This is a genomic window from Nonomuraea sp. GTA35 (assembly GCF_041950525.1).
GTDB lineage: Bacteria > Actinomycetota > Actinomycetes > Streptosporangiales > Streptosporangiaceae > Nonomuraea.
In genome coordinates, this window is the sequence record NZ_JBGNUV010000010.1 from 105,826 (window position 1) to 123,032 (window position 17,207).

General features: G+C 70.6%; 20 protein-coding genes and 1 pseudogene. 7 read left to right on the top strand and 14 right to left on the bottom strand.

Going from position 1 to position 17,207, the window contains the following annotated elements; genetic code table 11:
- Positions 1–40: 40 nt before the first annotated feature.
- Entirely contained in the window at positions 41–811 is a 771-nt protein-coding gene (locus ACBJ32_RS37130; protein ID WP_375130719.1) for an HAD family hydrolase, read from the bottom strand.
- Between the two features lie 250 nt (positions 812–1,061).
- Here ACBJ32_RS37130 and ACBJ32_RS37135 point away from each other — a divergent pair, with 250 nt between their 5' ends.
- Together ACBJ32_RS37135 and ACBJ32_RS37140 are read left to right on the top strand one after the other, a co-directional pair.
- Positions 1,062–1,265, top strand: coding sequence for a cold-shock protein (locus tag ACBJ32_RS37135; RefSeq protein ID WP_080043977.1), 204 nt, complete (start codon positions 1,062–1,064; stop codon positions 1,263–1,265).
- 260 nt (positions 1,266–1,525) lie between these two features.
- Complete coding sequence (locus ACBJ32_RS37140) at positions 1,526–2,851, top strand: hypothetical protein (RefSeq protein WP_375130720.1); 1,326 nt, start codon at positions 1,526–1,528, stop codon at positions 2,849–2,851.
- Between the two features lie 4 nt (positions 2,852–2,855).
- Here ACBJ32_RS37140 and serS read toward each other — a convergent pair whose 3' ends face one another.
- The 5 genes from serS to ACBJ32_RS37165 all read right to left on the bottom strand — a co-directional run bounded on the left by serS (position 2,856) and on the right by ACBJ32_RS37165 (position 7,305).
- A complete protein-coding gene (gene serS / locus ACBJ32_RS37145; protein WP_375130721.1) occupies positions 2,856–4,118 on the bottom strand; it encodes a serine--tRNA ligase in 1,263 nt (420 codons plus the stop codon).
- A 100-nt stretch (positions 4,119–4,218) separates the two neighbouring features.
- Positions 4,219–5,139: a prephenate dehydratase gene (pheA, locus tag ACBJ32_RS37150; RefSeq protein WP_357874584.1), complete on the bottom strand. Its 921-nt coding sequence runs from the start codon at positions 5,137–5,139 to the stop codon at positions 4,219–4,221.
- A 91-nt stretch (positions 5,140–5,230) separates the two neighbouring features.
- On the bottom strand, positions 5,231–5,650 hold the full coding sequence (locus ACBJ32_RS37155; RefSeq protein ID WP_375130722.1) for a DUF4446 family protein: 420 nt from the start codon (positions 5,648–5,650) through the stop codon (positions 5,231–5,233).
- A gap of 22 nt (positions 5,651–5,672) precedes the next feature.
- Positions 5,673–6,881: a glycosyltransferase 87 family protein gene (locus ACBJ32_RS37160; RefSeq protein ID WP_375130723.1), complete on the bottom strand. Its 1,209-nt coding sequence runs from the start codon at positions 6,879–6,881 to the stop codon at positions 5,673–5,675.
- Positions 6,882–7,137: 256 nt separating this feature from the next.
- On the bottom strand, positions 7,138–7,305 hold the full coding sequence (locus ACBJ32_RS37165) for a hypothetical protein (protein ID WP_375130724.1): 168 nt from the start codon (positions 7,303–7,305) through the stop codon (positions 7,138–7,140).
- Between the two features lie 70 nt (positions 7,306–7,375).
- Between ACBJ32_RS37165 and ACBJ32_RS37170 the strand changes: the two genes are divergently transcribed.
- A complete protein-coding gene (locus tag ACBJ32_RS37170; RefSeq protein WP_375130725.1) occupies positions 7,376–9,709 on the top strand; it encodes a hypothetical protein in 2,334 nt (777 codons plus the stop codon).
- A 298-nt stretch (positions 9,710–10,007) separates the two neighbouring features.
- Here the strand turns inward: ACBJ32_RS37170 and mptB are convergent.
- The 5 genes and pseudogenes from mptB to ACBJ32_RS37195 all read right to left on the bottom strand — a co-directional run.
- A pseudogene (gene mptB / locus ACBJ32_RS37175) lies at positions 10,008–11,024 on the bottom strand (polyprenol phosphomannose-dependent alpha 1,6 mannosyltransferase MptB); the annotation flags it as partial.
- A 195-nt stretch (positions 11,025–11,219) separates the two neighbouring features.
- The gene (locus ACBJ32_RS37180; protein ID WP_357874571.1) at positions 11,220–11,759 is read right to left on the bottom strand and encodes a DinB family protein; all 540 of its coding nucleotides are present in this window, start codon (positions 11,757–11,759) and stop codon (positions 11,220–11,222) included.
- Positions 11,760–11,783: 24 nt separating this feature from the next.
- A complete protein-coding gene (locus tag ACBJ32_RS37185) occupies positions 11,784–12,512 on the bottom strand; it encodes a glycosyltransferase family 2 protein (protein ID WP_375130726.1) in 729 nt (242 codons plus the stop codon).
- Positions 12,513–12,552: 40 nt separating this feature from the next.
- Positions 12,553–12,699 (bottom strand): hypothetical protein, encoded by a 147-nt coding sequence (locus ACBJ32_RS37190; protein WP_375130727.1) that lies wholly within the window; start codon positions 12,697–12,699, stop codon positions 12,553–12,555.
- Entirely contained in the window at positions 12,696–13,043 is a 348-nt protein-coding gene (locus ACBJ32_RS37195) for an STAS domain-containing protein (RefSeq protein WP_148443648.1), read from the bottom strand. The genes ACBJ32_RS37190 and ACBJ32_RS37195 overlap by 4 nt, the downstream gene beginning before the upstream one ends.
- A gap of 310 nt (positions 13,044–13,353) precedes the next feature.
- On the opposite strand from ACBJ32_RS37195, the gene ACBJ32_RS37200 reads away from it, so the two are divergent.
- Complete coding sequence (locus ACBJ32_RS37200; protein WP_240973466.1) at positions 13,354–13,626, top strand: hypothetical protein; 273 nt, start codon at positions 13,354–13,356, stop codon at positions 13,624–13,626.
- A gap of 17 nt (positions 13,627–13,643) precedes the next feature.
- Here the strand turns inward: ACBJ32_RS37200 and ACBJ32_RS37205 are convergent, their stop codons facing one another.
- Together ACBJ32_RS37205 and ACBJ32_RS37210 are read right to left on the bottom strand one after the other, a co-directional pair.
- Complete coding sequence (locus tag ACBJ32_RS37205) at positions 13,644–14,747, bottom strand: HAMP domain-containing sensor histidine kinase (RefSeq protein WP_357874559.1); 1,104 nt, start codon at positions 14,745–14,747, stop codon at positions 13,644–13,646.
- Entirely contained in the window at positions 14,747–15,442 is a 696-nt protein-coding gene (locus tag ACBJ32_RS37210) for a response regulator transcription factor (RefSeq protein ID WP_357874556.1), read from the bottom strand. Before ACBJ32_RS37210 ends, ACBJ32_RS37205 begins: the two co-directional genes overlap by 1 nt.
- 94 nt (positions 15,443–15,536) lie before the next feature.
- Here ACBJ32_RS37210 and ACBJ32_RS37215 point away from each other — a divergent pair, with 94 nt between their 5' ends.
- The 3 genes from ACBJ32_RS37215 (at position 15,537) to ACBJ32_RS37225 (ending at position 16,651) form a co-directional block, all read left to right on the top strand.
- On the top strand, positions 15,537–15,710 hold the full coding sequence (locus tag ACBJ32_RS37215) for a hypothetical protein (protein ID WP_155128785.1): 174 nt from the start codon (positions 15,537–15,539) through the stop codon (positions 15,708–15,710).
- A 6-nt stretch (positions 15,711–15,716) separates the two neighbouring features.
- Positions 15,717–15,914: a DUF6412 domain-containing protein gene (locus ACBJ32_RS37220; RefSeq protein ID WP_253754533.1), complete on the top strand. Its 198-nt coding sequence runs from the start codon at positions 15,717–15,719 to the stop codon at positions 15,912–15,914.
- Between the two features lie 89 nt (positions 15,915–16,003).
- Positions 16,004–16,651 (top strand): YidC/Oxa1 family membrane protein insertase, encoded by a 648-nt coding sequence (locus ACBJ32_RS37225; protein ID WP_375130728.1) that lies wholly within the window; start codon positions 16,004–16,006, stop codon positions 16,649–16,651.
- On the opposite strand, the gene ACBJ32_RS37230 is transcribed toward ACBJ32_RS37225, so the two are convergent.
- On the bottom strand, positions 16,648–17,079 hold the full coding sequence (locus ACBJ32_RS37230) for an ATP-binding protein (RefSeq protein ID WP_357874550.1): 432 nt from the start codon (positions 17,077–17,079) through the stop codon (positions 16,648–16,650). The genes ACBJ32_RS37225 and ACBJ32_RS37230 overlap by 4 nt on opposite strands.
- Positions 17,080–17,207 lie beyond the last annotated feature (128 nt).

The window sequence follows — 17,207 nt, forward strand, 5'->3', positions numbered from 1 at the left end:
GCACGGCGGTCAGGGGCCCTGCCTCTGCCGCTGGACGCGGCTACCGGTAGAGCTCCTCGATCACCCGCGCGACACCGTCGTCGTCGTTGGTCGCGGTCACGTGATCGACCGCCGCCAGCACGTCGGGGTGCGCGTTGGCGACCGCGTACGACGTACCTGCCCAGCTCAGCATGGGCAGGTCGTTCGGCATGTCACCGAAGGCGACGCTCTGCGTGTCCTTGATCCCCCGCTCGGCGGCGAACGCCGCCAGGGCGCTCGCCTTCGTCACGCCCTGGGCGCTCATCTCGATCAGGCCTCTGCGGCTGGAGTGGGTGGCCGTCACCAGATGCCCCACCAGCTCGTGCACGATGGCCTGCAGCTCGTCCGCGCCCATGGCGGGGTGCAGGGCCAGCAGCTTGGCGCACGGCTTGGCGGTCACCGAGTCGATCCGCACCGCCCCCAGGCGGCGGTCCAGGCCGCCCAGCAGGAAATCGGACTCATGCGCAAAACCGGCTTCATACTCGACCGAAAATACGAGTTCGGACACGTTCGCTCTTAGCTGAGCGACGACTTCCTCGAGCACCTCCACGGCGATGAGGTGAGATTCCACTATCCGTTCGGTATGGAGATCGTAGATCAGGGCCCCGTTCGCGCAGATGGCCAGGCCACGGTGGCGTACGGCGCCGGCCACCCCGCCCATCCACCGGGGCGGACGCCCCGTCACGAAGGCCAGCACAGCCCCCGATTCCTCGACTTTGGCGAAGGCGGCGACCGTGCGGGGAGACACGGTTCCGTCCGTACGCAGCGCGGTTCCGTCGAGGTCGGTGGCCACTAGACGCGGTGCGGGAAGACTCTGCATAACAGGTTCCAGTTTGCCCGGTGATGCCGCCTGACAGAAATCTTCCTGAGGAGGGGAACACCAACGCTCCAGAATGGTGTTAGATGTGATGGCGTTGTATTAGCTGATCCCGTAGTGAAAACCAGCATGACTTTGTCTGAGCCACCCCGGGTGCTTGCTGTACGACACACCGGGACCCACGAGGTGTGGGTCCCATAGATTCACATCCTGAGGGAGAGCTTTTATGGCTCAGGGAACCGTCAAGTGGTTCAACGCCGAGAAGGGCTTCGGCTTCATCGCCCCGGACGGCGGTGCGCCGGACGTGTTCGTTCACTTCTCCGAGATCGTCGGCAACGGCTACCGCAGCCTTGAAGACGGCCAGCGGGTCGAGTTCGAGATCACGCAGGGCCAGAAGGGGCCGCAGGCCTCTCAGGTCCGAGCCCTCTAACCTGTTAGCAGCGAGATAGACCGGGGTTCGCTCCCAGCGGGCCTCGGTCTTTTGCTTGTCCGGGACCGGCCATGACGGGCCGCCCCGTAGCCAGGGTCCCGGACGGACCCGAACGTGAGAAAGATCACGAAGCCGGTGTCGGATCGGTCACGGCTGTGACTCGACTCACACACCCCTTGAACCGTCCGCCTCCTCAGGCCATCGACCTGAGTATGAGGTACGCGTGGTTGTGTCACCCCGTGACCGTTGCCGGGGTTCTCGTGCTTTTGGTCAACGACCACCTGCTCAAGCAGGCCTGGCCCGGCCTCGTCACGGGCAAGCTCAGCGACGTCGCCGGGCTCGTCGTGGCGCCCGCGCTGCTGGCGTTGCTGTTCTGGCGGCGGGCCGACCTGGCGGCCACGGTGCTCACCGGCGCCCTCTTCGCGGCCGTCAAAACCACGGGGACGGGCGCGGAGCTCGCTTCCCAGACTTGGACCCTCGTCGCGGGCCCGTCGCGCGTCCTGGCCGATCCTACGGACCTGCTGGCGCTGCCGGCCCTCGCCCTGGCGTGGTGGGTACGCCGGCGCACCCTCCACCATCCCGCCTCAGCCCGCTGGCGGATCATCGTCACGGTTCCGCTGGCCCTGATCGCCGTCACCGCCACCAGCACCGCGCCCCCGCCACCCTCCGCCCAGGCCGTGGAGGTGGACCGGGCAGGACGCGTCACCGTCCACACGGACACGCCGATGGACTGGGTGTCGCAGGACGGCGGCCGCACCTGGACGGAGACGCCCGGCGAGAGCACCCAGCGGCCGGCGCAGAGCGCCCAGTGCGTCCCGCAGCAGGCCACCCGCTGCTACCGATTGAGCCCAGGCCGCACGGCGGTGGAGCAGTCGGACGACGCCGGCGTCACGTGGCGCCCGTCGTGGGAGCCCTCAGCGGACGAGCTGAAGCGGCTGACCAGACAGTACGACTCCGCCGGTGTGCGTGCCACGTCCCTGGCCGTGCAGGCGCAGGCGGGCGGGCACGTCGTCGTCGTGGCGAACGGCATGGCGGGCATCACCGTCCGGGAGGCGTCCGGCACGTGGCGGCGCCTGGGCTGGCCCGGCACCACCTCGGCCGAGGTGGACACCGGTCCCGAGCGGAACGTGGCGATCTTCCTCGCCGCCTGCATGCTGTTCGCCGGGGCGGGGGCCGGGCTGCGCCAGTACGCCGTCGCCTACACCGGCTCCGCGCTCACCGCCTGCCTCGGCCTGCTGCTCCTGGTGAGTGGCGACAGCATCCTGCCGGACTCGTTCTACGCCCCGGGGATGCCCTTCTCCACCCTGGGCCTGCTCATGATCCTGGCGGGCGTCGTGGGCTCCCTCGTCCTGGGATTCACGGGCCGGGCCCGGCCCGTGCCCGCCGCCATCGGGGTGCTGGCCTCGCCGCTCGTCTACCTGGCCGTCTACCTGCCGTTCGTGGGCTGGGCTGAGGGCACGCCGGACTCGTACGCGGTCGCGTTCGCGTTCGCCGTACTGCTGACCGGCCTGGTCGTGCTGGCGAGCGCCGCCGCCGTCAGGAGCGACGCCCGCCGCGCGGATCCGGACCCCTACGCCGGCCCGTGAGGCTCTACTTGGCCGGCTCCAGCACGTCGAGCCCCACGTAGGGGCGCAGCGCCTTGGGGACCACCACGGAGCCGTCGGCCTGCTGGTGGTTCTCCAGGATCGCCACGATCCAGCGGGTCGTGGCGAGCGTGCCGTTGAGCGTGGCCAGGTGCTGGGGCTTGCCGTCCTTGTCGCGGAAGCGGACGGCGAGCCTGCGGGCCTGGAACTCGGTGCAGTTGGACGTCGAGGTCAGCTCGCGGTAACGCCCCTGGGTGGGGATCCACGCCTCGCAGTCGAACTTGCGGGCCGCCGACATGCCGAGGTCGCCCGCCGCCGTGTCGATGATCCGGTACGGCACCTCGATCTTGGCCAGCATCTCCTTCTCCCAGGCCAGCAGCCGTTGGTGCTCCTCCTGGGCGTCCTCGGGCCGCACGTACGAGAACATCTCGACCTTGTCGAACTGGTGGACCCGGATGATGCCCCTGGTGTCCTTGCCGTAGGAGCCCGCCTCGCGGCGGAAGCACGACGACCAGCCCGCGTAGCGCAGCGGCAGCTCGTCGGCGTTGAGGATCTCCTGGGCGTGGTAGCCGGCCAGCGACACCTCGGAGGTGCCGACGAGGTAGAGGTCGTCCTCAGGCAGCCGGTAGATCTCCTTGTCGTGGGACACGTGGAAGCCGGTGCCCTGCATGGTCTCCGGCTTGACGAGCACCGGCGTGATCATCGGCGTGAACCCGGCCTCGATCGCCTGCTGCATGGCCATGTTGAGCAGGCCGAGCTGCAGCCGCGCACCGACGCCCTTGAGGAAGAAGAAGCGCGAGCCCGAGACCTTGGCGCCCCGCTCCATGTCGATGGCGCCGAGCGCCTCGCCCAGCTCCAGGTGGTCCTTCGGCTCGAAGTCGAACTCGCGGGGCTCGCCGTACGTCTCGAGCACGACGTAGTCGTCCTCGCCGCCGGGCGGCGCCGCCTCCTCGACGATGTTGGGCACCGTCTGAAGCAGCTCGTCCAGCTCGGCGCCCAGCTTCTCGGCCTCGGACTCGGCGGTCTTGACCTGGCCCGCGAGGTCCTTGGCCCGCTGGAGCAGCGCGGCCTTCTCCTCGCCCTGCGCCTTGGAGACCGACTTGCCCATGCTCTTCTGCTCCGCGCGCAGAGACTCGAACGAGGTCAGCGCGGATCGGCGGCGCTCGTCGAGGTCGAGCAGCGTGTCGACGACCGAGTCGTCCTCACCGCGGGCACGCTGCGACGCCCGTAGCCGGTCGGGGTCCTCACGAAGGGTACGCAGGTCAATCACAAGGAAAGGCTACCGGCGCGGGGAGGCGTCCCGCCCCTGCTTTCCCCGTACGCCGGCCCCGCGCGCCGCGCGGGCGGCTCACCTCACCCGGCGGCGACGCTCAGACCTGTCCCGCCCGGATCCTCGCCAGCCAGTCGCCCGCCTCGGCGAACTCCGGGTCGGACGTGCCGCGCTTGATCTGCGGCGCCACGCCGTCGGCCCGCGGATAGCTCCCGAGGAAGCGCACCTCGCCGCAGATCCGGTGCAGCCCGGCGATGGCCTCGCCCACCCGGGCGTCGGCGACGTGCCCCTCGAAGTCGAAGTGGAAGAAGTAACGCCCGATCCCGTCGCCGGTCGGCCGCGACTCGATGCGCGTCAGGTTGACCCCGCGCACGGAGAACTCGGTCAGCATCTCCAGCAGCGCGCCCGGGTGGTCGTCGGCCAGGAAGACCACCAGCGTGGTGCGGTCGGAGCCGGTCGCCTCGGGCAGCGGCCCCGGACGGCTCACCTTGACGAACCTGGTCACGGTGTCGGACCTGTCACCGATGTCGGTGGCCAGCTCCACCAGCCCGTAGTGCTCACCGGCGATGCGCGCGGCGATGGCGGCGTCGTACGGCGAGCCCGGCAGCGACACCTCCTGCGCGGCGGCGGCCGTCGAAGGGGCGGCCACCACGACGGCGTCGGGCAGCTCGCGCGAGATGTAGGCGCGGCACTGGGTGATGGCGGCCGGATGCGTGTAGACCCGCTTGATGTGCGGGATCTCGGTGTCCGGCCTGGCCAGCAGCGAGAACTGCACCGGCAGCAGCAGCTCGGCGTTGATCAGCAACGGCTCGCCCCAGGCGAACTCGTCGAGCGTCGTGGTGATCGCGCCCTCGATGGAGTTCTCCAGCGGCACCACCGCGCCGTCGGCGTCACCGGAGCGTGCGGCGTTGAGCGCGGCGCTGACGGTCGCGCAGGGCAGCCGCTCGGCGGCGGGGTCCAGGAGCCGCAGGGCCTCTTCGGTGAAGGTCCCTTCCGGTCCGAGATAGGCGAGTCTGGGCATGCTTACAGGCTATCCGCAGGTGGGCAGCGCCGGCGGCCGTTTCACCCGGCGGCCTGCTCCAGGCTCGGCGGCCTCGTCCGGGCCGGTCGGCTCACAGAATCTCGGCGGCCCGGCAGGGGACCACCGGCCCGTGCCCGAGCCTCGCGGCCCGTACCGCCTCTTCCTCCTCCGGCGACAGCGGCTGCTGCCCCTTCCCGCCCACCACGGCCCGCACGTACGTCCGGGTCTCGCTGCGCCCGTTGATCGAGGTCAGCACGATCCCGTCGCCCAGCCCGTTGATCATCGCCACCGAGAACGACCTCCTCCCGGTCATCTCCGAAAGCGCGTCGTACTGGCACACGGCGACGTCCCTGATGGCCTTGAGATCCCCCCGCCCCTCGCTGATCTGCCGGGAGAGCAGGCGCCGGCAGTCCTCCACCGTGGCCCTGGCCTGGCGCAGCGCAAGGTAACCGATCATCACGCCACTGACCCCGGCGACGACACCCACGATCACCCATGTGGTAACGAGCACGGCACAGAGGGTAACGGCTGAGTCAAGCGATCTGTCGCCGTTTCGGGAGCCAGGACACCAGCAACCACACCAGAGCCACCGCGCCCAGCCCGAACCCGTTCTGGACGATCTTCCCGAGCACCAGACTGACCACGGGGATCTGGGCGGCTATCAGCGAAACGCCCCACCACGGGACCGGCACCACGTAGTACAGCCACACCCCCGCCGCCACCCGCAGCCTGACCGGGTCACGCCCGTCGCCCACGATGGCCGCGATCACCACGACCACCCAGGCCAGGTGGTGGATCCAGGCGACCGGCGACAGCAGCACCGCCATCAACCCGACCAGCGCGACCGCGGTGAGCGAATCTCCCGCCTGGTACGTCTCCCGTGCCCCCCTGAACCCGTGCCAGCCGACCACGGCCACGATCGCCAGCCAGATGAGCGAGGTCAGCCACTCCTGCGGCAGGTACAACCGGATCAGCATGCCCCGGATCGACTGGTTGGTGGTGGCCGCGTTCGCACCGAGCCGTTCGGGGTCGAGCAGCGCCGAGAACCAGAAGTCCACCGCGTCCTGCGGGATCACCGCGAACGGCAGCAACGTGAGCACCGCCGCCGCGAACGACGCCATGAAGAACGTCCGCCACTGCCGGGTGACCAGCAGGTAGATCAGGAAGACGCCCGGAGTCAGCTTGACCGCCGTCGCCAGCCCGATCAGGAACCCCCTGGGCCACCACGGCCGCTTCGCCACGCAGTCGGCCAGGCAGAGGGCCACCAGCAGGATGTCCACCTGCCCGAACCGGACCTGGTCCCTGATCGGCATCAGGTACGTGCACGCCACCATGAGCAGGGCGAACAGCCAGGGCGCGTACTTGCGCAGCTCCTGCCGCTCCAGGACCTGGCGGAAGGAGAACCCCACCGTCACCGCCAGCGCCACGAAGATCCCGGCCGTCCACACCCACTGCGCCGTCTCCCACGACATCCCGGCCAGCAGCACGGCCAGCATCGCGGCGATGGGCGGGTACGTGAACGGCAGCAGCTGCGGCGCGGGCGTGACGTAGTCGTACACCGGCCGGCCGTCGAGCAGCATCTGCCCGCCGGTACGGTAAACGTCCAGGTCAACCAGCCGCTGGTCGTCGGGGTTCGTCAGCCACGTGTGCACCAGCGGCGCCACGGCCGCCGCGACGACGAGCACCACGATCGCCCACGCCCACCACTGCCGCCGGATCACCCGCACCTCGCCACTTGTCACGGTGTGGCACGTTACCGTGGCTGTTGTTGATCGAGGGGCAGACTACTGGGGGTCCGTACATGCCGAACGCCACGCCGTACCCGCCTCAGGGCCGGTACGGGGCGCGCCCACGCCTCGGCCACCGGGTCACCCGTCCCCTCACCATCGCCCTCCTCACCCTGTCCCTCACCCCCCTCACCACCGCCCCCGCCCTGAGCGCCACCGAACCGCGCACCGCCAGCTCTCACGCAGGCGCAGGCCTCGCCACCGCCACCTCTCACGCGGCCTCAGGCGCGGGTCTGGACGCCAGCACCGGCACGGAAACGGCCACCAGCACGGCAGCGGACAGCAGCGCGGCAGCGAACAACGGCGTGGCAGCGGGCAGCAGCACCGCAGCGGGCAGCAGCACGGAGACGGCCACCGACACGGCAGCGGGCAGTGGCACGGCGGCGGGCAGTGGCAAGACAGGGGCCGCCCCCCGCACAGGGCCGGCGTCTGTCGCCCCCCAGCGGCGCGTGGCCCTCATCGGCGTTCCCGGCCTGCAGTGGAGCGACCTCGACGAGACCAGAACCCCCAACCTGTGGCGCCTGGTCGCCGAAGGAGCCTCAGCCTCCTTCTCCACCCGAGCCGTCCCGCCCCCGGACCGCGGCATCACCTGCCCCACAGCCGGCTGGCTGACCGTCTCGGCAGGCCAACGGGCCGGCACGGAGGGCAAGGGGTGCCCGCCACCTCCCGCTCCCCAGCAGAACGGCCAGGGCGCCACGGTCCCGAACTGGCGGGCCATGGCGGCGTACCAGTCGGAAACCGGCTACGACGCCCGGCTCGGCACGCTGGGCCAGCTCGTCGCGGACGGCGGCGGCAAGGTCGCCGCGATCGGCCCGGGCGCCGCACTGGCCGCAGCCGACAAGTCCGGAAATATCGCCACATACGCCCCCACCCTCGACGCCCTGGGTGATCTCACCCCCTACCACCTGATCGTCCTCGACGCCGCCGACCTCGCGAACGCCTGGGCCGAGCAGTCCCGCGACGAGTACGGCGTCCCCACCCCCCTCTCCACGGCCGCCCGCCAGGCGGCGGTGACGCGGGCGGACCAGCAGATCGGCACCCTGACCACCCGGCTCCCCGCCGGCACCACCGTCCTGCTGGCGGGCATCTCGGACGTCACCCCGAACGCCCACCTCCACGTCGCCATCGCCACCGGCCCCTCCCCGGACGGCCGCCCGTACCCCCACGGCCACCTCACCGCGACCTCCACCCGCCAGGACGCCCTGGTCTCGATCACCGACCTCACCGCCACCACCATCCAGCTCCTGGGCCTCCCCGCCGCCCGCGAGGTGGTCGGCCGCCCCTGGCAGTCCGGCGGCCCCGCCCCCGCCACGCCGTCCGAGACGGTGACGGAGCTGGCCGACGGGGACCTCGCCAGCCAGGTGCTGCGCGAGGTGCGCGGCCCGTTCTTCGCCGTCCTGGTCACGGTCCAGCTCCTCTTCTACGCCTTCGCCGCCCTCGCCCTGCGCCGCCGCCGCACACCCCGCGCGGCCTCCCGCCCATCGCCCCCGAACGGCCTGGCAGCGGAACATGCAGGCCCGGAGCAACACCCGATCGGCACGCAAGACACCGGCGGCGTCCAGAACACACCCGCCGCCCCTGCCACCGATGGCACCCACGGCACGGATGACACCCACGGCGCCTACGGCACCCACGACGCCTTCGTCACCCATGACGCGAGCGGCACGCAGGGCGCTGCCGCCACGCAGGACGCCGGCGAGGAGCATGCGAGCACCTCCAAACTGCTGAGATCCGTCCAAATCGTCGCGGTGATCAGCGGCGCCATCGCCGTGTCCACGTTCCTGGCCCAGCTCGTGCCCTGGTGGACCCTGCCGGTGCCGATGCTGTCGGTGATCCTGACGATCCTCGCCATCGCCGGTCTCATCACCGCCGTCGCCTTCGCCGGCCCCTGGCGGGCCCATGTGCTGGGCCCCCTCACCACCGTCGCCGCCATCACCTCGCTCGCCCTCCTCATCGACGTCATGACCGGCTCGAAGCTCCAGGTGAACGCCGTGACCGGCTACGAGCCCGTGACCGGAGGACGTTTCTACGGCTTCAGCAACATCGCCTTCGCCATCTACGCCACGGGCACCGTCCTCGGGCTCGCCGGGATCGCTCAGTGGCTGCTCGGCAGGGGTGTGTCCAGGGTCGTGGTCGTCACGTTGTGCGCGCTGTACGGGGGATTCGCGGTCTTCGCGGACGGGTGGCCCTCCTGGGGAGCGGACTTCGGCGGTGTTCCGGCGTTCGTGATCGGTCTGGCCGTCTTCCTGATGTTGCTGTCGGGCAAGCGGGTGTCGCTGCTGAGACTCGTGCTGGTGGGCCTGGCGGGGGCCGCGATCGTGGGCGCTCTGTCGGTCGTCGACTGGTTGCGGCCGGAGACCCAGCGGACCCACCTGGGCAACTTCGTGCAGCAGATCATCGACGGTCAGGCGTGGACCGTCATCGCCCGCAAGTTCGGCGCCATGATCGGTGTGACCGTGGGGAACTGGTCGCTGACCCTCCTCTCGCTGGTCGCGCTGGCCTTCCTGTTCCTGGTGCTGGCCCGCCCCTCGCGCTGGGGCGCCGCCGCCCTGGGCCTGGCCTACCAGCAGGCCCCGGCGTTCAGAGCGGGCCTGTTCGGCGCTCTCACGTGCGCCTTCGTCGGCTTCCTGATGAACGACTCCGGCATCGCCATCCCCGCTATGGCCCTGACGGTGGCCGTGCCGCTGACTCTCGCGGCCTGCGTGCGTGCCCTGCAGCTCGCCACGCCCACACCACCAGCGCGGCGGTCAGAGCGAGCAGCACCCAGGCGAGCTGAGGCCTGACCACCTTGCCGAGCCATCCGAGGTCGGCCGGCACACCCTCCACCCTGGCAGGCAGGTACGCCAGCGACAGGACCAGCAGGTGCACGACCACGAACGTGTCCAGCGCGGAGGCCGCGACCAGGGCCAGCAGCGCGAACGCCAGCCCGTCGTACCAGGGCAGGATGTACGGCGTGGCGAACAGGTAGGCCACCACCAGCCCCACCGCCACGACGGGCGCCTCCAGCCCGCCACCATGCCCTCCGCCCGACGGCCCTCCGCCCGGCAGTCCCCCGCCCAGCAGCCCCCTGCGTGCGGCCAGGCGAAGCAGCACCCAGGCGATGAGCGCCAGCAGCAGGAGGGAGCCGACCTGGATCTCCCCCCGGTACGCGCTTCCGGTGCCCACGATCGACTGGAGCCAGCCCTGGACCAGCTTCCAGGGGGACGCGTGCGAGATCGACTTGCTCGTCCGGGTCATCGGCGCGATCGCCTCGGGACCGACGATCGCGTATCCGACGACCACCACCACGACCGCGCACCCCGCCATCAGGGCCAGGCGGGCGGGGCGTCTCCGCAGCTCCCAGGCCGGCCCGAGAGCCACCAGGCCGGCGTTGACCTTGACCGCCACCCCCAGCCCCAGCAGGGCACCCGCGCCGACGGGGCGGCTCCTGGCCAGGAGCGCGGCCACCATGCAGGCGATGGCGAGGGTGTCGACGTGCATGCCCGCGACGAGCTGGTAGAGCAGGAGGGGGTTGGCCGTCCAGAGCAGGGCCGCCCGGAGGCGCCTGGCGGGGTCGTCCCTGGTGAAGCGGTCGATCAGCAGGGCAGTCGCGATGAACGCGGCGGCGTTGACGAGGGCCAGGACGAACATCGTCAGCTTGAGCGAGTCGCCGCCGATCCAGCTCGCCAGCGCCTGCACGGCCGTGGCCACCGGGCCGTAGACACTCGGCTCCTCGCGCCAGGGCTCCTCCACCGCCTCCGCGATCGGGTCGCCCGGGAGGTCGATGGCGCCATGGGTGTAGGGGCTGAGGCCCAGTGTCACCATCCGGCCGTATGCGGCGTAGTTGAGGTGGTCGCCGGAGCCCGAGGGAGGCAGGAACGCCAGGATGCCGGCGGCGAGGCAGCCGGCGAGGACGAGCCGTCGCGGGTCGGGCAGCCGCCGGGGTGGCTGGGGCAGCCGCCGCCGAGCCTCGGGGGAGAGGGTGAGGAGGGCGGCCAGCAGGCCGAAGCCGCCGAGGACGATGGCTGCCGCCGCCAGGGCGATCACCAGGTGCGGCTCGGGCTCGACGTCCAAGGAGAAGGGCGGAAGCCAGGCCGGGCCGCCCAACGCGGGGACCATCGGCGACGGCCCCAGGAGGCCGATGGTGATCGTCAGCAGGATCGAGACGCAGATCGCCGCCGTGGCGGCCCCTGCCGGCCGGCCCCGCGCCTCATCGCGATGCGTCTGCGAAGTCACCGGGAAATTCCAGCACACTCGCGAGACGCGTTCCGACGAAGCGCAGTCACCTGTGGACAACCAGCTCCGGGGGACGCGTCACTCGCCGGTCAGCCCGTCCACCGACTCGCGGATGAGGTCGGCGTGACCGTTGTGCCGCGCGTACTCCTCGATCATGTGCACCAGGATCCACCGCACGCTGACCCGCCGCCCGTCGGCCCAGGCGCGCCGCGACAGGCGGTCCAGGCCGCCGTCGGCCAGCGCCTCGTCGAGCAGGAGGCGGGAGCGGGACACGGCGTCCTGCCAGAGGTCGCGCAGCTCCTCGGGAGTGTCCCCGGCGGCCGAGTGCCACTCCCAGTCGGGGTCGCTCTTCCAGTCGACCGTCGTCCACAGGGACTGGCCCTCGCGGTCGTGCAGGTGGCGGGAGAACCAGTGGTTCTCCACGTACGCGAGGTGCTTGAGCATCCCGCCCAGCGTCATCGACGACGCCCCCACGGTGGCCTTGAGCCCGCCCGCGTCCAGCCCGGCGCATTTCCAGGCGAAGGTGGCCCGGTGGAACTCCAGGTAACCCACGAGGGTGGCGGTCTCGTCGCCGTCGAGGGGAGGTTCCGGACGACCCTGCTCGTCAATGTCGGGCATGCCGAAATTGTAGGGGCAAGGGCGTCAGCGTCGATGCCGGAGCTTGTCGAGGTTCTGCACGACCACAGGCTCCCGCACCGCCAGCGCCCGAGCCACGTCGCGCAACTGCCGGGCCCGGTGCAGCTGCGCCCGCCAGTCGGTGCCCGTGGCCCGATGGGCCATGTCCACCTCGACCTCGACGACGCGGTACCCCTTGCGCAGCAGGTCGATGGTCAGCGCCGTCTCCACGCCGAACCCGTGCGCCAGCGGCCGCGCCGCCTCGAACGCGGCTCGGCTGAGGCAACGTTGCCCGTTGAGCGGCTGGGCGGGGTCGAAGCCGGTGGCTCGGCGGATGCCCTCCTTGGCCAGCCGTACGACTAATCCGTGCCCCCCGAGCCTCACCCTCGTGGTGAACACGGCGATCGTCATGTCCGCCTCGCCCTCGCGTACGGGCGTGATGAGGGGCGCCGCGGCCTGGGCCGTCGCGCCGAGGTCGGCGTCGAGGAAGAGGAGGTGGCGCGGGGTGGCGTCCTCGTCGAGGAGGCGTACGGCCTCGGCGCCCGTCTCCATGGCGGCGGCCTTGCCGCGGTTGCGGCTGTGACGCACCACCCGGGCCCCGGCCGCGCGGGCCACCCTGCCGGTCTGGTCGGTCGAGCCGTCGTCCACGACCACGACGAGGTCGACGCCGGGCAGGGCCGCTGCGGCCTTGACGGTGGCCGAGATGCGATCGGCCTCGTTGACGGCGGGAATGATGACCGCCGTGTCGCCGCTCACCGGTCATCGCCTCCACGGATGTCGCCCGTGGCGTCCGCACTCACCGGTCATCGCCTCCGCGCAGGTCGCTCGTCGCGTCGTCCACCTTCACCCGGTCATCCTTCACCCGGTCGTCGCATCCGCGCAGATCGCTCGTCGTGTCCCCCTCACCCGTCATCGCCTCCGCGGCGACGTACGAACCCGTCATGAGCCCTCTGCGATGAGGAACTCCTGCGGCACCTCATCATGCACGGTGAACACCGAGTCGAGCCCCGTGACCTGCAGGATCTTGCGTACGGCGGGACGCGGTGCGGCCACCTCCAGCGCCCCTCCCTGCTCTTTCATCCGCTTGAGCGCCGAGAGCAGCACGTTCATCCCCGTGGAGTCGCAGAAATCCACGGCGGACATGTCGATGACCACCCGGCTAGGCCCGTCCTGCAGCAGCCGAGTGAACTCGGACTGCAGGTGGGGCGCCGTATAGAGGTCGATTTCTCCGGTTATGGCAACGAGTGCGCACCCGGCATGTGATCGAGTCGAGACCTTGAGCTCCACATGGGCAGGCTAGCGGCGCGAGCGCTTCCGGTCACGTTGTCACGCCGATAGGGGAACCACAGGTTTTTGTCCTCCGTTTGGGCTCCATGAAAACGGAGAGTACGCGAAGCTTGACAGCGTGACACGGGAACCGCCACCGCTTCGTGGAGAAGGAGGGGCCGGGGCACGACCGACGGGCCCCGCATCGATGAAAGCCGAGAAACCCGAAGACGCTCAGCGCCAGGGGCTGCGAGAACGCCTGGAGACCATCCAAATCAGCACAGAGAAGGCGACGTCATGGCATGACCAAGCGGGGCGCCTGCGCGGCCTGGTGAACCACGAAGGCTACGTCCCCATCCGCACCAGGCTCGCGATCGAGGACCTGGAGTTCCTCGCCGGGGCACGCACCGAGTTGCTCAGGTTCTCGGAGCTGGGGCTCAGGTTGCTCGATCTCCATCAGCCGCGCGACGCGGGGGGCATCACGAGTGACACCGCCCACCCGATTCTGCGGTGCCGGAGCTGCATGTGGCGCTGGCCGTGCCCGACGTTCCGGGCGATGGCCGAGTCGTTCGGCGAGCCTCGGGACCTGCCGGAGAGCGCCTGAGCGGAGGTGTGCGGAAGTCAGCCGCCGACCAGGGGCAGCCGGATCTCGAACCGGCACCCCGGCCCGTCGTTGACCACCTCGATCACCCCGTCGTGCGCCTCGACGATCCCTTGCGCGATGGCCAGCCCGAGCCCGGCCCCTCCGTCAGCGGTAGGGGTACGAGCCGCCTCCCCCCGGAAGGCCACCTCGAACACCCGCGGCAGGTCCTCCTCGGGTATCCCCCCGCAACAGTCCGTGACCGACAGACAGGCCATCCCCGAGGAGTCCACCTCGGCCCGCAGCACCACGCTCTGATCGGACGGCGTGTGCCTGATGGCGTTGACCACCAGGTTCCCCAGGGCCCGGCCGAGGGCTCCGGCGTCGGCCTCCACGGGCACGGCGGCCGACGCCTCGGCCGTGAGCACCACGCCCTTGGCCCTGGCCAGCGGCTCCGCGCCGGCCAGCGTGTCGGCGACCAGGTCCGCGAGCCCGATCCTGGCCCGCGACAGCCGCAGCGCCCCGGCATGGATCCGCGACAGCTCGAACAGGTCGTCCACCATGGCGGACAGCCGCTCGACCTCCAGCTTGATCTGCCCGTGGTAGCGCGCGACCGTCTCCGGGTCGGACACCACGCCGTCCTCCAGCGCCTCCGCCATGGCCCGCATCCCGGCCAGCGGCGTACGCAGGTCGTGGCTCACCCATGCGACCAGCTCGCGCCTGGCGCCCTCCAGGGCCCGCTCCCGCGCGTACGCCTCCTCCAGGGTGTTCGCGATCGTCTGCAGCTCGGCGGGCAACCCCTGAGGGGCTGTGAACGGCGCGACCCGCACCGCCTCCACCAGCCGCCTGCTCTCCCCGACCACCCGCCTGGCCAGCACGAACGCCACGCCCAGCCCCACCAGCCCGCCGACGGCCACCACGCTCAGCACGAAGTCCTTGGTCGCCCCCTCGATGATCATCTTGTTGATGATCGCCACGACGCCGGCCAGCGTGGCGGTCACGGCGACCACCACGACCACGGCCAGCATCACCCCGATCGACCTGGTACGCAGCCGCCACATCAGCCAGATGCCCGACAGCGCGACGAGCAGCCCCAGCCCGGCCGTGACGGCCACGATCATGGGCAGGTCGCCCGGCCGGGGCATCAGGCGTCGTCCAGGGGCTCGTACCGGTAGCCGACCCCCCACACCGTGACGATCCTTCGCGGATCGGTCGGATCGGGCTCGATCTTCTCCCGCAGCCGCCGCACGTGCACGGTCACGGTCGAGGAGTCGCCGAACGACCACCCCCACACCTGGTTGAGCAGCGCCGACCGGCTGAACGCCTGCCGCGGGTTGCGCATGAGGTGGGCCAGCAGGTCGAACTCGCGGGCCGTCAGCAGCACCTCCTCGCCCCGCAGCCGCACCTCGTGGGCCCCCACGTCCACCACCAGGTCCCCGTCGCGCAGCACCCCGGTGCCCCCGGTGACCGAGGCCCCGCGCGCCCGCCGCAGCACCGACTGCACGCGCAGCGCCAGCTCGCGCGGGCTGAACGGCTTGGTCACGTAGTCGTCGGCCCCGGTCTCGAGCCCGACCACGCGGTCGATCTCCTCGCCGAGGGCGGTCAGCATGATCACCGGGACCGGCCAGCGCTCCCTGAGCTTCCTGCACACCTGGAGCCCGTCGAGCTTGGGCAGCATCAGGTCGAGCACCATGAGGTCGGGCGGCCGGGCCAGCGCCCTGCGCAGCGCCTCGGCACCGTCGCCGACGCACTCGACCTCGTGCCCGTCACGCTCCAGATAGCGCGCCACGACCTCGGACACGGTCGGATCGTCGTCCACCACCAGGATGCGTGTGTTCACCTCTTCACGGTACGGCCAGGCCGCCGGGAAGTGATGTGCGCGTCATCGCTTCGTAAGGCTCGCGGATCATGTCCCGAGGACGTACGGTGGCCCCATGGGTAGAGTCGTGATGCTCGTCATAGGGACCTTGCTGGGTCTCTTCGTGCTGTTCAATTTCCTGCTGCCGATGCTGGCAGGCCTGATCAAGCTCGCTCTGATCATCGGCGTCATCGCGGTCCTCGTCTTCGTGGCGGTCGCCGTGGTGGGCAAGTCGTCGCGTTCCCACTGACGCTCGATGCAGCTTCTGTTCGATCCGTGGCTGGTCGGGATCACCATGGTGGCGATCCTGCTGCTGGCCACATGGGCGGCCACGCTGCTGCCCGCCCTCAGCGGAGAGCCGCCGAGCTTCCCGCTGTCCTACGCGCGCCGCACGGCCTTCCAGCGGCAGCGTGACCCCGACGCGGCCGGCCGGTCGCGTCCACGAGCGCCTTAGGCGTGCCCCGCTTCCACGTCACGTCACGTCAAGCGGGGCTCTCTCGACAACGAGCGAGCCCGGACATTCCCCTTCGAGGAACAGGGCTCATGATCGATTCTCTTGTCACGTTCGTCATCAGCATGTCCGGCGGCAGCGCCGCGCTCGGGATCGTGCTGTTCACGCTGGCCGTACGGCTCCTGCTGCTGCCGCTCAACGTCCGCCAGGCCCGTACGATGAAGATCCGCGAGAAGCTCGCCCCGAAGCTGCGTGAGCTGCACAAACGCCACGGGCGAAACCCCGAGCGGCTGTCGAGGGAGTTGAAGGCGCTCTACGCCAAGGAAGGCACCTCGCCGTTCGCCGGGTTCCTGCCGATGCTGGCGCAGTTGCCGTTCATGTGGCTGATGTACAGCGTCGCCACGCACCCGACCGCGCTCGTGGGCCATCAGCTCTTCGGGGCACCGCTGGGGCAGCAGGTCGCCGGGGTGGTGGCTAATTACGGTCTGGTCAGCGGGCCAGTTTTGGTCTTTGTCTTGGTCATCGCGCTGGTCGCAGCGGCGGCCTGGCTTTCCGCCAGGCAAATGAAGATCGCGGAGGAGCAGCCGGAGCTGATGAAGAAGATCATGCGGCTGCTGCCGTACGGCTCGGTGCTGGCGGCGCTCTTCCTGCCGCTGGCCGCGGGGCTCTACCTGCTCGTCTCGACGGTGTGGGCGGTCACCGAGCGAGCAGCGCTCAACAGGTGGCTCCAGCCTGCCTAGCTGACCTCTCTCAGGGCCGCCACCTGCCCGTTCATCGACTGGCTCGGAGCGGGCAGGATGGCCCAGACGGTCGTCGTGTCACCGTCGTGCCTGACCCCCCAGCTCTCCGCCACGTACTCCACGATGCCCAACCCCCGGCCCCCGAGCGAGGACAGGGTCGGGCGGCCCGCCCGCGGCTCTGTGGCCGCTCCCCCGTCGCTCACCGCCACTTCGATGTGATCGTCGCTGCGTAGCCAGGCCACCCTGACCATGCCCGACGGCAGCGGATGCGCGTGCCGCAGCGCGTTGCTCAGCAACTCGCTCACCACCAGCACTGCATCGTCGATCGCGGCGGCAAAGACCCCACAGTCCTGCAGGTCAGTGCTCAGACGCTGGCGGGCGACGGCAACGCTGGACGGCGCGTACGGCAGCAGCACCACGCTTGACACACCCACCTCCCCGTTACCTGTGCCCCCCGCGGGAACACTCCCCGGTACGACCGAAATGCCCCGTTACTCGATCCCAGAAACCGCATCTCGATCACAGCTTGTACACATTGGACGATAGATCAGCTCAA

Bases quoted from the DNA above. Each gene is read 5' to 3' on its own strand.
- ACBJ32_RS37220 (WP_253754533.1), top strand. From the start codon at position 15,717: ATGCAGCTTCTGTTCGATCCGTGGCTGGTCGGGATCACCATGGTGGCG.
- ACBJ32_RS37180 (WP_357874571.1), bottom strand. From the start codon at position 11,759: ATGCCCGACATTGACGAGCAGGGTCGTCCGGAACCTCCCCTCGACGGC.
- ACBJ32_RS37190 (WP_375130727.1), bottom strand. From the start codon at position 12,699: ATGACGGGTTCGTACGTCGCCGCGGAGGCGATGACGGGTGAGGGGGAC.
- ACBJ32_RS37135 (WP_080043977.1), top strand. From the start codon at position 1,062: ATGGCTCAGGGAACCGTCAAGTGGTTCAACGCCGAGAAGGGCTTCGGC.
- ACBJ32_RS37215 (WP_155128785.1), top strand. From the start codon at position 15,537: ATGGGTAGAGTCGTGATGCTCGTCATAGGGACCTTGCTGGGTCTCTTC.
- ACBJ32_RS37205 (WP_357874559.1), bottom strand. From the start codon at position 14,747: ATGCCCCGGCCGGGCGACCTGCCCATGATCGTGGCCGTCACGGCCGGG.
- pheA (WP_357874584.1), bottom strand. From the start codon at position 5,139: ATGCCCAGACTCGCCTATCTCGGACCGGAAGGGACCTTCACCGAAGAG.
- ACBJ32_RS37225 (WP_375130728.1), top strand. From the start codon at position 16,004: ATGATCGATTCTCTTGTCACGTTCGTCATCAGCATGTCCGGCGGCAGC.